The organism is Vibrio sp. WZ-1, assembly GCF_052037695.1.
GTDB lineage: Bacteria > Pseudomonadota > Gammaproteobacteria > Enterobacterales > Vibrionaceae > Vibrio.
Window position 1 is genome coordinate 78,331 of the sequence record NZ_JBQEQR010000052.1, and the last position, 13,780, is coordinate 92,110.

The window sequence follows — 13,780 nt, forward strand, 5'->3', positions numbered from 1 at the left end:
AAAGCGCTATAACGTTTTAAGCATCACGACTTCACATGCATCATGCCCTGTTTGTCCTAGCGGGGCATCGAGATGCTCAAAGCCTAGCTTTTCATACAAGCCTACCGCTTCTCTCAGACATTCGGTTGTTTCTAAATAGCACTGCTGATACCCAAACTGTTTCGCCAGTTGTAAGCTCAATGCTACGATGCGTTTGGCTAAACCGTGCCCTCGTGTTTGAGGTAAGAAGTACATCTTTTGCAGCTCACACACATTTGGCTCACCAGCTAAAGGTGCAAAGCCGCCGCCGCCCACAATCTCGCCTTGGTATTCTACCACCCAGTACGCAGCACCTTGTTGGTCGTAAACCGAGTACATGTCATCCAGTGTTGGATCAGCCACACCATAACCTTTGTCTGCGGTTAAACCGTATTCTGCAGAGACTTTACGAATTACGTCTGCAACTTGCGAGTTATCTGCTTTGGTAAGAGGTCGAAGAACGTATTCCTCTGCCTGACACACTTTTGTTAGCCCTTTTAGGTAGGCCTCTAGACCAAGTTTGAGTTGCTCTTGCTCGCTGTCATCGAGTTGGGTAAGCAGTTGTTCAAAGAAGCGGTTTTGTTGTTGGTCTAGTTGCGATAATGCCTGCTGACCTTGTTCTGTAAGCCCTGCGAGTTGGCTGCGTTTGTCTTTTGGGTTTTCGATACTCTCAACCAGACCTAATTTGATCAGCCCGGTAACGGTTCGGCTTGCATTGGATTTGTCGACATTAAGCTGCTGTGCCAGTTGATTGATGGTCAACGGCTGCAATTGGATTTCACCTAACGCGTGCGCTTGCACTGGAGTGAGCGCGACATCGCCGCATTGTTTATCGAGCAGACCAAGCAATCGGACGGCTTGGCGGGAATAGTGTCGGAGTTGACGAGCGTTCATTATCACTTACCCTTAAAAATAAAGTTGCGCACCGCAATTAAATTAATTGCGGTGCGCAACTTTGTCAATGGTAAATGTCATTTTGCTTGTTAGGAGGCGTATTGAGCTTCCATGTTTAAGCGTGTTGGTGTAGGCAAAATTGTGGGGCTTGACTATCTGATTTACGCATCCACACTTTCTCGTGGAAGTAGTAAGCCACAGTGTTCAAGCTAGGCTCTAGCATCGCCATAATACCGCCGACAAACGCATCACCTGTTAGCAAGTAAACCACGGTAAAAGCAACACTGAAGTGGATAGTGGCAAAGCTTGCGGTTTTTAATTTGGTCATCCACTGACGAGCTTTAAGCGCTGGGACTTTTGCCCATGCCTTTTCATGAAAGTAGAAAGCGACGGTGTTCACTGAAGGCTCAATCATGGCAATTAAACTACCAATTAGAATGTCGCCAGTAAGCACGTAAGCGACACTAAACGCGATAGTAAAATGGAGTGCTGCAAAGGTTAGTGTCTTTTTCATGATAATTACTCAATCGTTGTGTTGTTTCGATAGGTCTATTATTGAGAATTATTATCATTAAATCTAATGGGCAGTTAAGATTAGTTTGATAGGTAAAAACTATTAAATAGGAGGGAGACTAGGGGAGAAGAGTGAATATCTTTGAAAGCTTTCCGAGTGATAAAATGCAAAAAGGGTTGATGCTTTCACACCAACCCTTTGATTCTTTTATTCTAGCCTTTAGCGATTAAAGTGCAGCGATCGTTGTCTTCTGCTCTTCTAGCTTAGCTAGTGTCTCTTTGTAGCCTTCAAGCTTCTCACGCTCTTTAGCAACAACCGCTTCAGGCGCTTTCGCTACGAAGCCTTCGTTACCTAGTTTGCCTTCGATACGCTTGATTTCGCCGTGAGTCTTCTTGATTTCGCCATCTAGACGAGCAAGCTCTGCATCTTTGTCGATCAGACCTGCCATTGGGATCATCAGCTCAGACTTAGCAACCAATGCTGTCGCACACGCTGGCGTTTCTTCGTCAGCAGCAAGTACGCGTACAGATTCTAGTTTCGCTAGAGACATCAGTACTTGTTTGTTTGCTTCTAGACGAGCTGCGTCTTCTGCGTTTGCAGCTTTCAGCATAACGTCAAGCGGCTTACCTGGGTTGATGTCGTATTCAGCACGTAGGTTACGGATACTTGTAATGAACGCTTTCACCCATTCAATATCGTCTAGCGCTTCTTGGTTGAAGTTTGCTTCGTCGAATTGAGGCAGTGCTTGAAGCATGATTGTCTCACCTTCTACACCTTCAACTAGTGGCTTGATGCTTTGCCAGATAGTTTCAGTGATGTAAGGAATCACTGGGTGAGCTAGACGTAGAGTCTTCTCAAGAACCGTGATTAGTGTACGGCGAGTACCACGCTGTTGCGCTTCTGTACCTTTCCATAGAACTGGTTTAGTTAGCTCTAGGTACCAGTCACAGAATTGGTTCCAGATGAATTCGTAAAGCGTGTTAGACGCCATATCTAGACGGAAGTTGTCGATATGGTTGTTGAACGCTTTCGCCGCTAGTTCAAACTGAGACTCGATCCACTTGTCCGCTAGTGAGTATTCAATCTCACCACCGTTGAAGCCACAATCTTGCTCTTCTGTGTTCATCATTACGTAACGGCTTGCGTTCCATAGTTTGTTACAGAAGTTGCGGTAACCCTCAAGACGCTTCATATCCCAGTTGATATCGCGACCTGTTGATGCCATTGCTGCAAGAGTGAAACGTAGTGCGTCTGTACCGTATGCTTCGATACCATTTTCAAACGTCTTACGAGTGTTCTTCTCGATTTTCTTCGCTAGCTGAGGCTGCATCATGTTGCCACAACGCTTCTCTACTAGAGACTCTAGGTCGATACCATCGATCATGTCGATTGGGTCAAGTACGTTACCTTTCGACTTAGACATCTTGTCGCCGTTTTCGTCACGGATTAGACCAGTAACGTAAACCGTTTTAAATGGTACTTGTGGTTTGCCGTTTTCGTCTTTCACGAAGTGCATGGTCATCATGATCATGCGCGCAACCCAGAAGAAGATGATGTCGAAACCAGTCACTAGTACGTCTGAAGGGTGGAATACTTTCAGATCGTCAGTTTGCTCTGGCCAACCTTGAGTACCGAACGTCCATAGTGCAGAAGAGAACCATGTATCCAGTACGTCTTCGTCTTGGTGAAGTTCAATAACTGACTCTAGGTTGTTGTTCTTACGAACTTCTTCTTCGTCACGACCTACGTAAACATTACCTTGGTTGTCGTACCAAGCTGGGATGCGGTGACCCCACCATAGCTGACGAGAGATACACCAGTCTTGAACGTCACGCATCCAAGAGAAGTACATGTTTTCGTATTGCTTAGGAACGAATTGGATGTCGCCGTTTTCTACTGCTTCAACCGCTGTTTTCGCTAGAGGTGCAGTACGTACGTACCATTGGTCAGTTAGCATTGGTTCGATAACCACGCCACCACGGTCGCCGTAAGGAACTTGTAGATCGTGATCTTTCACTTCTTCAAGTAGACCTAGCTCGTCGAATTCAGCAACGATAGCTTTACGAGCAGCGAAACGCTCCATACCGTGGTACTTAGCTGGTAGCTCAGTGCTGTAAGCGTCGCTTGCTTCGCCGTTGGTGTTGAATACTTCAGAAGCGTCACGGATGTTCGCGTCGAAAGTCAGAATGTTGATCATTGGTAGCTGGTGGCGCTTACCAACTTCGTAGTCATTGAAGTCGTGCGCAGGTGTGATTTTCACACAGCCAGTACCTTTTTCCATATCTGCGTGCTCATCGCCCACGATTGGGATGCGACGATCAACTAGTGGAAGGATGATTTCTTTACCGATAAGATCTTTGTAACGTGGATCTTCTGGGTTAACTGCAACACCAGTATCGCCTAGCATGGTTTCTGGACGAGTCGTTGCAACAACGATGTAGTCTTTGCCATCTGCTGTTTTAACGCCATCCGCTAGTGGGTAGCGGAAATGCCACATGTTGCCTTTAGTGTCTTTGTTCTCTACTTCTAGATCTGAAATCGCTGTGTGTAGCTTTGGATCCCAGTTAACTAGACGCTTACCGCGGTAGATTAGGTCGTCTTCGTATAGACGTACGAACACTTCTTGAACCGCGTTTGATAGACCATCGTCCATCGTAAAGCGCTCACGATCCCAGTCTACAGATGCGCCAAGACGACGAAGCTGCTTAGTGATAGTACCGCCAGATTCGCCTTTCCATTCCCAGATTTTGTCGATGAAAGCTTCACGACCGTAATCGTGTTTTGTTTTGCCTTCTTCTGCAGCGATCTTACGCTCAACAACCATCTGAGTTGCGATACCTGCGTGGTCAGTACCTACTTGCCAAAGAGTGTTCTTGCCCTTCATGCGCTCACAACGGATAAGAGTATCCATGATCGTGTCTTGGAACGCGTGGCCCATATGTAGGCTACCAGTGACGTTCGGTGGCGGGATCATGATGCTGTAAGCTTCTTTGGTAGTGTCACCGTGTGGCTTGAAGTAGCCTTTTTCTTCCCAAGTCTGATACAGAGCTTGTTCGATTGAAGTTGGGTTGTATGTCTTTTCCATAGCGCTCTTTTAATGGATACGTTGATGGTTGAATCTAAGTCAATCTTTATAAGTGAACTCTCTGAGTGGAGAGCTTAACTATAAGGATTGACCGTTAAGGATATTGAATTTCGATCGTTTGCAGTTGATAACCTGCCTGACGGTAAATTTTATACCTTTCTCTTGCGAGCTGTTTAGCTTTTTCTTCGCAAGGCACGAAGTCTACCACTTGAGCAAACTTGTTCGCAAAGGTTGTCTCATTTTCCGCCAAATTAATTACTAACTGACGATTCCAATTCGGCTTTACGCCATTATGGCCGATCTCAATATTGGTGGCGTATTTCGGTCCTTCGCCTACGAGATTATGTGCCATGAACTTATCTGCATCAATTTGCCAAAAGGTTTCAGCGAGTTGTTCAGCGTGCGGTTTATCTTCGCAATTCAAGTACACTTTTGCGCCTTGGCGAGCAAAGTGCTGAGCCAAAAACACGATGTACTCTTCAAAGCCAGCCACCGTTGCTTGCGGGCTCTCTTCGTTAATGATGTAGAAGGTTGCTGTTTGCATCATTCTCTCACTTGCCGTTGGTCTCTTCCTAAGACCATCTTAAATCCGATTTTCAATCAAGAAAATCGAGGTAATAAAAAAGGGCCTTGCGGCCCTTTTAGATGTTGTTCAGAAATTACTCTTCTGTCTCTTGGCCGCTGCGGTTCAAAAGGAATTGGACAAGCATTGAGACAGGACGGCCCGTTGAGCCTTTCGCTGCGCCTGATTTCCACGCAGTACCTGCGATATCGACGTGTGCCCAGTTGTACTTTTTAGCAAACTTAGACAGGAAGCAACCCGCAGTGATAGTACCAGCAGGACGACCACCGATGTTTGCCATATCAGCAAATGGGCTCTTCAGCTGCTCATGGTACTCGTCTGCCATTGGTAGACGCCATGCACGGTCACTCGCTTGCTCAGAAGCATTTACTAGCTCATGAGAAAGTGGGTTGTGGTTAGAGATTACGCCGCTGATATGGTGGCCTAGTGCGATAACACAAGCACCAGTTAGCGTTGCAACGTCTACTACGCAGTCTGGTTCGAAACGCTCTACGTAAGTCAGTGCGTCACAAAGAACAAGACGACCTTCCGCATCCGTGTTCAGAACTTCTACGGTTTGACCTGACATGGTTGTTAGGATGTCACCTGGACGGTAAGCGTTGCTGCCTGGCATGTTTTCACAACCAGCTAGAACACCAATAACGTTGATTGGTAGGTTTAGCTTCGCTAGCGCTTTCATTGTACCGAATACAGATGCCGCACCACACATGTCGTACTTCATCTCATCCATGCCTTCACCAGGTTTTAGCGAGATACCGCCTGAATCGAACGTTAGACCTTTACCAACGAGTACGATAGGTTTTGCTTCTGACTCTGGGTTGCCTTTGTATTCGATGATAGACATCATTGATTCGTTCTTCGAACCACGACCTACTGCTAGGTAAGATGTCATGCCCAGTTTTTCCATCTCTTGTTCACCAATGATCTTGGTGGTTACTGTTTCGTAGTCGTCAGCAAGGCGACGAGCTTGAGATGCAAGGTAAGCTGGGTTTGCAACGTTTGGTGGCATGTTGCCAAGATCTTTTGATGCTTTTACACCAGAAGAAATGGCTAGACCGTGAGTGATCGCTTTCTCACCTAGGTTCAGTTCACGACGTGTCGGTACGTTGAACACTAACTTACGTAGTGGACGACGAGTTTCCGGCTTAACGCTCTTGAACTGGTTAAATGTGTAAAGACCATCTTTAGTCGCTTCAACAGCTTGACGTACTTTCCAGTACGTATCGCGACCTTTAACGTGCAGTTCAGTTAGGAAACATACTGCTTCCATAGAACCTGTTTCGTTAAGTGTGCTGATCGTCTTTTGAATGATTTCCTTGTACTGGCGCTCGCCTAGTTCACGTTCTTTACCACAACCTACTAGTAGAACGCGCTCTGACAAAACACCTGGTACTTGATGCAGCAGCAGCATCTGACCAGGTTTACCCTCTAGATCACCACGGCGAAGTAGTGAACTGATGTAACCGTCACTGATTTTATCAAGTTGCTCGGCTACTGGAGAAAGGCGACGTGGTTCAAACACACCAACAACGATACATGCGCTACGTTGTTTCTCTGGACTGCCACTTTTAACACTGAACTCCATGCGTACTCCTACATCCTGAAGACAAATTGCTCTAAATGTTAGATAATGATCGCTTACTTGTTGAATTTAAGCTCAGGTCTTACCAATAGAGCTGATTTAAGCGCTAACATCTAGTTTATAATTTTTAAAAAAATAAATGGTTCAACGGGAAACTATAGTGATTCGACCAAAAAAACAAGTTTTGTATAGGTAATTTGAGCGTGATTATTGTTAGATATTTGATCCGCGAAACACTCAAGAGCCAATTTGCGATTTTCTTCGTGCTTTTTTTGGTGTTTGTGAGCCAGAAGTTTATCAGTGTTCTAGCTGATGCTTCGGATGGGGATATTCCGGCTGGATTGATTTTCTCAGTGGTTGGATTAAACATGCCGGCAATGGGGCTTTTGATGCTGCCATTGAGTTTGTACATTGGCATATTGATCACCTTTGGCCGTTTATATGCGGAAAGTGAAATCGTGGTAATGAATGCGACGGGTATCGGGAATAAGTTCTTGGTACAAGCCGCACTATATTTGGCGATCATTACGTCAGGCGTTGCTGCGTTCAATGCGTTATGGCTATCGCCTTGGTCTCAAGATCGAGTTGAACAGCTGTATGAGCAAGTCGCTGCAGAAAACAGTGTCGATCTATTAAAGAAAGGCCAGTTCCAAGGTACGCCAGACGGCTCTTCAGTAGTATTCATTGATGACATCAAAAACAGCAAACTCAGTAATGTGTTTGTGGCACAGATGCGCCCGCGAGATTCCATCCTGCCAAGCGTGATGTTTTCATCTTCAGGTGAGGTGAAAGAGCTGTCTGATGGCCGTCAGATCATCACCATGCATGAAGGTACTCGCTATGAAGGCGTACCAACTCGTGTTGAGTACATGGTCACCAAGTTCGATCAGTATGAAGGTTTGATTGGGCAACGCGAAGTGAAGCAGAAAGGGCGAGACTGGGAAGCCTATCCAACCGTGGATTTGATTGGCCACCCGGATCCAGAAGCTCAGGCTGAGCTGCAATGGCGCATTTCATTGTTCGTATGTATTCCACTGCTGACTATGTTAGTCATCCCGTTGTCCGCGGTGAATCCTCGTCAAGGACGCTTTGCTAAAATGGGACCGGCTATCTTGATTTACTTGGCTTACTTTCTTGCTATTAGTGCTACCAAGTCAGCACTCGAAGATGGTGCGATACCTGCCGCTATCGGCATGTGGCCAATCAATGGAATGTTACTAGTGGTCGCCATCTTGGCAAACATGATGGACAGTGTTCCTGCTCGTAGAATGAAAGATAAATTTCGCAAGAAGAGGCTCGCGTAAGCTGTGTTTAAACTTTTAGACCTTTACATCGGTAGAACGATTATCTCTACCACAGCCTTGGTTTTAGCGACCTTCGTCGGCTTGTCGGGCATCATCAAATACGTAGAGCAGTTGCGTAAAGTAGGGCGCGGTGCCTATGACTTAATGCATGCACTTTACTTTGTATTGTTGAGTATCCCTCGTGATATCGAAATGTTCTTCCCAATGGCAGCGTTATTAGGTGCATTGATTGGTTTAGGCATGCTGGCATCAAGCTCTGAACTTGTGGTTATGCAAGCGGCGGGTTTTTCTAAGTTGGATATCGGTTTATCTGTGCTTAAAACCGCTGTGCCACTTATGTTAATCGTGATGACGTTAGGACAATGGGGCGCTCCTGAAGCGCAAAAAATGGCACGTGATCTACGTGCGTTTGCGTTGTCTGGCGGCAGTATTGTCTCTGTTCGGGCAGGGGTATGGGCGCGCGATGCCAATGACTTCATCTTTATAGGTAAAGTTGAAGATGACAAACTGTATGGTTTGAATATGTGGCGCTTTGATGACGATAAGAATCTAGAAAAAGTTATCTTTTCAGAAGAAGTCGATTATCAACAAGACAATAATTGGCTGATGCGTAATGTGCAAATTACGGATATGGAAAACAAAGATGTTATTACCAAGCGCGATGTAGAACAGATGGAATGGCACACCTCATTGGCGCCAGACAAACTGGCGGTAGTAACGGTGAAACCTGAAGAGCTTTCTCTAAGCGGTTTGTATGATTACGTGACGTATTTGAAAGCTTCCGAGCAAGATGCTTCGCGTTATGAACTGGCGTTTTGGCGTAAGTTATCTCAGCCACTTTCTATCGCCGTAATGATGTTAATGGCACTATCATTTGTATTCGGGCCACTGCGTAGCGTGACCATGGGTGCACGAGTACTCTCGGGTGTGGTTGCTGGTTTTACCTTCTATATATCCAGTGAGTTCTTTGGACCGCTTACCTTGGTATACGGCATTCCGCCAGTATTCGGCGCATTAGCACCAAGCTTGGTGTTCCTAGCCATAGCGGTATCTTTGCTAAGAAGAAAACTGTAGGTTTTCAAAAGCGATAAACATAAAAAGGAAGGCACCGTGCCTTCCTTTTTTCTATTCTACTTTTGCCACTAAGCTATTTTGCTTTAGGCAAGACCACGACTTCAGTTTTTGCCCAAATATCGTGGAAGCCACGTTTTTGAGGGTCAATTGGTACCGTTAGGTTAGCCAAACCAAAGCCAGATGTCGCTATACGAATAAGAGCCTGTGTTACAGTAATGGGTGCACCATCTTTGCTATTACGTACTTGTATCTTCCAAGCTCGCATACCTAAGGTTTGCCCCGCACGAGTCCAGAAGAACACAAAGAAGTAGATCCACACCACTGCAAGATACAGTGTGAACAGTGGGCTTAATACTGGATGCTTTCCTAGCATGTCTGCTGCATCCACATATTCCCCATAACTCAGTAAACCTGCTGCGTTAAGCGCAAAAACAATCGCCATTACCACGCCTGCAGCCATCATCTCAATCGCTAGGATGATCAGCGTGTCGTAAAACAACGCTGCGAGTCGACGGAAAAAGCCCGCTGGTGGAAGAGTTGTAGAAGTAGTCATAATTCCATCACTTACCTTTAAAATTGTGCGTCAGAATATAGATTCCATTAGCTTGTGAAAAGAGAGCTAACGCACAGAGTCTCTAATTGTGGGCAAATCACAAGCTTGAATACGACTCTATCGCTAATCAACTATCCAACAAAGTAACCGAGTTCAAACTTCCTATCATGCAATCTGTGAAAGCATCAAACATGGGTTACCTTGCTTAGAACACAAGATTACGAATGACGTGATAGAGGTACAAGATGATCGTAATTACAGGCGCGAGCAGTGGTTTAGGTGCGCAGCTAGCTAAGTTGTATGATGCCCAAGGCGAAAAAACACTGTTAACGGGTCGCAGTGAAGAGAAGTTAAATACGCTTGCTCAACACCTCTCGAGTAAAGCTCAGGTGCGAAGTTGCGATCTTATCAATGCATCTCAAGTCGAGAATTTATTTGATGAGTTGCCTCAAGTGCCTTCAACTCTGATTCATTGTGCGGGAAGTGGTTATTTTGGTTTGTTAGCCGAGCAAGACCCGCAAGAGATTCAAAAGCTGATTGAAAACAATCTCACCTCAGCAATTCATGTCCTCAGAGAGTTGGTAAAGCGTTATCAAGATCAGCCCGTAAATGTTGTGATGGTGATGTCGACAGCGGCACAACAACCAAAGGAACAAGAATCGACTTACTGTGCGGTGAAGTGGGCAGTTAAAGGCTTGATTGAATCCGTTCGCATGGAGTTAAAAGGCAAACCAATGAAGATTATTGCTGTGTATCCTGGTGGTATGGCAACCGAGTTTTGGGAAACGAGTGGTAAATCATTAGATACGAGCAGTTTTATGAGTGCAGGTGATGCGGCGAGAATGATTCACGGTGCGCTGTCTAATATTGGTAATGGTTACGTTTCGGATATTACCGTTAACCGTTTATAGGGCGTAATGGTTGTTATTACAATGAAGTGAAACGGTAGACTGAGCTAAGATGAGATCTCCTTTGTCACACTTTGTGGCGAAATTATCAGCAAACGATAGTTATTTAAGGTTTTTCTGCTTGCGCAGGTCAAAAGCTTCCGTATAATGCCAACCATCAAAGGGCGATAGCCCAGAGATGCCGGTGTGGTGAAATTGGTATACACGACGGATTCAAAATCCGTTGCCTTCGGGCGTGGCGGTTCAAGTCCGCCCACCGGTACCATATATAGAAAGGTCGCTTTTATAGCGGCCTTTCGTCGTTTTAGGTGTTTGAAAATGTTCGAATTTTCAGGCGCTTACCTCAGTTTGCCTTTCTTGTTATCAACGCTTTTCTCGCTCCATTTTACTCCCTTTATCCGTCTTAAAATTTCTCCCATGGTCCATATATGGTTCATCGCATGACGATTCTGTGCGCATGGGAATCCTAGTAAATCCGACAAATGCTAAAAGCTGCCATCTCGCAAGCCAGTATTAACAAGGGCTCTGAGCTAACAGAACCATGGTGACTTTACGGTTCTATGGGATTTTGGTTTTATGAGGCAACTGATCGTTTTGATGGATAGTCGAAAGTTGTTTGAGATAGGTGGTTTTGCAGTGTGTTGGAAGGGCGTTGGGGATTTATGCGTTTCAACGATTTGCGTTGTGATGGATATGTGCTGCACAGCCGTTATCTTTCTGATGATGACTTGCGTGAACTTGCTAAATTACCGACCCCCTTTGTACTTTTAGATCGTCAAATCGATGGTTTGAAGGATAGGTGCGTTACGTACGATCATGCGAATGCAAGCCAAGTTGCCACTGAACATCTATTGAGGCTAGGACATAGAAAGATTGGTTGTATATCTGGTCCTTCAAATCGCCACAACAATTTATTACGTAGATTTGGCTATATAAATGCAATGAAAAATGCTGGTATAAGCGTTGATGAAAGCTGGTACGCAGAAGGAAGCTATGGTCGTCAAAGTGGCTTTGATGCAATGGAACAGCTTCTCCACCGCTACCCTGATATGACGGCGGTGTTTTCTTGTAGTGAGGAAATGACCTTCGGTGCTATGCAATACTTGAATAAAGAAGGGATAAAAGTTCCGGATCAAATTTCGTTAGTGAGTTTTGATAGTGTAGATCTTTGTGCAGGTTTGTACCCACCAGTATCAGCAGTTCATTTTCCTATTAGCGAAATGGCACGCTCTGCAGTACAGACCCTTATGACTCAAATCACACAACAAACTAAAACGCGTTGTTACCACTTTTCTGGTGAACTTAAATAAAGACAAGCGGATAGCGCACTTATATAGATATTTTCTTACATAAAGCGCTCTAATCAACGTTGGCTATTGATGATTTAATTTACAAAATCCACTACTATTAAAAATCCTAGTTAGGTTAATTCGTTGTTTTAAAAGTGGCTAGTATCAAAATTACAGTGGATCGTATTCAACCAGGGCTTCATATACGCCTTCCGTTAAAGTGGAATGAGCATCCATTTCTCCTTAATAGTTTTAAGATCAAAGACCAAGAGCAAGTCGAAATGATTCGTCATTTAGGCGTAAAGTTTGTGTATCTTAACGTCACACAAAGTGACTCCGAGCCCCTTCCTGCCAATTATGGTCAAGAACAAGCAGTGGTGAACGATGCCTCTATTGATGAGGAAACGAAAAAACTATGGCAAGAAAAGCAAAAGCGAATAGAAAAGCTGAGTGCTTATCGTCGTAGAGTCATCCAATGTGAAAAGGAATTTGAACGCTCGCTAGCACGAATGCGCTCAGTGATGACGAAAATTCGTAATCGGCCGATAGATGCTGTCGATGAAGCTGTACTATTAGTGGATGATATTGTCGAGAAGTTGATGTGCGATGATAACGTAACGTTGCACCTAATGAATGGCAAAAATGAGTTTGAAGATATTTACTTCCACTCTCTTAACGTTGCTGTTATCTCAATGATGATTGGTAAAGCAAAAGGTTTCGATGCTAAACAGTTAAAAGAGCTTTCTTTTGCTGCGCTTTTCCATGATATGGGTAAAATCAAAATACCAACTGCTATTTTGAGAAAGCAAACAGCGTTGACAGAGCCAGAGAGTAATTATTTAAAGCTACATACCAAATATGGCGTTGACCTAGCTAAGAATATAGCGGCGTTTCCGGAAAGCGCGAAGCGTGTCATAGCACAACACCATGAGGTAGCCGATGGTTCAGGTTATCCTGAAGGACTAAAAGGCAACGCAATCGACCCTTACACTCAGGTTGTATCTGTTGCGAATGCGTTTGACAATTTGTGTCATAATCCGATTACATCAGAGCAAAAGATTCCCTATACCGCACTTTCTCATCTTTATAAGAATTGTAAGCACCTCTATGATAATGAGAACTTGAATATCTTAATTAAGTTCATGGGGGTTTTCCCACCAGGTACAGTAGTTCAACTCTCTAACAACATGGTGGGGTTAGTTATCTCGGTTAATAGCTCGAACTTACTCTGTCCGAATGTGCTTATCTATGATCCCGAAGTACCAAGAACGCAAGCACCTATAATAGACTTGGCTGCTAAAGACTTAAAAATCGTTAATGCAATTCATCCATCGAAGTTACCTGACAAAATTAAAGAGTACCTTAACCCAAGATCTCGTATTTCATATTTCTTCGATAGTGACGACTAAGTACTTATCCACAGAAAATTGTGGGTAAGGTGTACAAAAGGTGGGGTGTTTCTTGGGGTAATATTTAGCTTGGGTAAAAACCATCCAGTTGGCGTTTTTTTTAGAAAAAAATACGCTTTTGCTATTGCCAAAAAAGTCCGCTTCTCTATAATGCGCATCCATCGACACGGCAGACGCGATAAGGCTTCAGCAGGGTCGAAGAGGTAAATTACTTCTGAGAAAATAAATTAAAAAAGTGTTTGACACTTTCGATTATCTCTTTAGAATCCACCTCCGCTTTGAGAGAAAAATCTCTCATAAAGCAAGCTCTTTAACAATATAGACCTATCAATCTGTGTGGGCACTCGTTGATGATAATCCAATTAGAAACTTCGGTTTCAAATTAGGTTTCAATGAACTGAGTGACCAATCAAGTCGCAAGACTTGGCACAGTCAATTCATTATCGTTCTGTTGGAACGATAATAGCTTTAAAATTACATTAGTAGTTTTGAAGTCAGTATTCATTGAGCCGAACAAAATCTTAAATTGAAGAGTTTGATCATGGCTCAGATTGAACGCTGGCGGCA

The 13,780-nt window shown here is 44.4% G+C and carries 11 protein-coding genes, 1 tRNA gene and 1 pseudogene; 7 read left to right on the top strand and 6 right to left on the bottom strand.

Going from position 1 to position 13,780, the window contains the following annotated elements; genetic code table 11:
* Positions 1-6 precede the first annotated feature (6 nt).
* The 5 genes from ACTS60_RS03970 to pepA form a co-directional block, all read right to left on the bottom strand.
* A complete protein-coding gene (locus ACTS60_RS03970) occupies positions 7-912 on the bottom strand; it encodes a bifunctional helix-turn-helix transcriptional regulator/GNAT family N-acetyltransferase (RefSeq protein ID WP_081641177.1) in 906 nt (301 codons plus the stop codon).
* A gap of 115 nt (positions 913-1,027) precedes the next feature.
* A complete protein-coding gene (locus ACTS60_RS03975) occupies positions 1,028-1,426 on the bottom strand; it encodes a DUF2061 domain-containing protein (protein ID WP_038884572.1) in 399 nt (132 codons plus the stop codon).
* Positions 1,427-1,652: 226 nt separating this feature from the next.
* Positions 1,653-4,511: a valine--tRNA ligase gene (locus tag ACTS60_RS03980; RefSeq protein WP_138954321.1), complete on the bottom strand. Its 2,859-nt coding sequence runs from the start codon at positions 4,509-4,511 to the stop codon at positions 1,653-1,655.
* Positions 4,512-4,605: 94 nt separating this feature from the next.
* On the bottom strand, positions 4,606-5,055 hold the full coding sequence (locus ACTS60_RS03985) for a DNA polymerase III subunit chi (RefSeq protein ID WP_440887225.1): 450 nt from the start codon (positions 5,053-5,055) through the stop codon (positions 4,606-4,608).
* A 115-nt stretch (positions 5,056-5,170) separates the two neighbouring features.
* A complete protein-coding gene (gene pepA, locus ACTS60_RS03990) occupies positions 5,171-6,679 on the bottom strand; it encodes a leucyl aminopeptidase (RefSeq protein WP_010450385.1) in 1,509 nt (502 codons plus the stop codon).
* Positions 6,680-6,879: 200 nt separating this feature from the next.
* On the opposite strand from pepA, the gene lptF reads away from it, so the two are divergent.
* Together lptF and lptG are read left to right on the top strand one after the other, a co-directional pair.
* Positions 6,880-7,980 carry an LPS export ABC transporter permease LptF gene (gene lptF / locus ACTS60_RS03995; protein ID WP_088880352.1) on the top strand — a complete coding sequence of 367 codons (1,101 nt, stop codon included), beginning with the start codon at positions 6,880-6,882 and terminating at the stop codon, positions 7,978-7,980.
* Positions 7,981-7,983: 3 nt separating this feature from the next.
* Complete coding sequence (gene lptG, locus ACTS60_RS04000; RefSeq protein ID WP_440887220.1) at positions 7,984-9,054, top strand: LPS export ABC transporter permease LptG; 1,071 nt, start codon at positions 7,984-7,986, stop codon at positions 9,052-9,054.
* Between the two features lie 73 nt (positions 9,055-9,127).
* On the opposite strand, the gene ACTS60_RS04005 is transcribed toward lptG, so the two are convergent.
* Positions 9,128-9,607: an RDD family protein gene (locus tag ACTS60_RS04005; protein ID WP_010450380.1), complete on the bottom strand. Its 480-nt coding sequence runs from the start codon at positions 9,605-9,607 to the stop codon at positions 9,128-9,130.
* Positions 9,608-9,693: 86 nt separating this feature from the next.
* On the opposite strand from ACTS60_RS04005, the gene ACTS60_RS04010 reads away from it, so the two are divergent.
* The 5 genes and pseudogenes from ACTS60_RS04010 (at position 9,694) to ACTS60_RS04030 (ending at position 13,213) form a co-directional block, all read left to right on the top strand.
* On the top strand, positions 9,694-9,816 hold the full coding sequence (locus ACTS60_RS04010; RefSeq protein WP_440887221.1) for a hypothetical protein: 123 nt from the start codon (positions 9,694-9,696) through the stop codon (positions 9,814-9,816).
* 36 nt (positions 9,817-9,852) lie between these two features.
* Positions 9,853-10,518 carry an SDR family NAD(P)-dependent oxidoreductase gene (locus tag ACTS60_RS04015; RefSeq protein ID WP_440887222.1) on the top strand — a complete coding sequence of 222 codons (666 nt, stop codon included), beginning with the start codon at positions 9,853-9,855 and terminating at the stop codon, positions 10,516-10,518.
* 177 nt (positions 10,519-10,695) lie between these two features.
* Positions 10,696-10,780: transfer RNA gene (locus ACTS60_RS04020), tRNA-Leu, on the top strand.
* 400 nt (positions 10,781-11,180) lie between these two features.
* Positions 11,181-11,825 (top strand): annotated as a pseudogene (locus tag ACTS60_RS04025) (substrate-binding domain-containing protein); the annotation flags it as partial.
* 134 nt (positions 11,826-11,959) lie between these two features.
* A complete protein-coding gene (locus tag ACTS60_RS04030; protein ID WP_440887223.1) occupies positions 11,960-13,213 on the top strand; it encodes an HD-GYP domain-containing protein in 1,254 nt (417 codons plus the stop codon).
* The last annotated feature ends 567 nt before the right edge of the window (positions 13,214-13,780 follow it).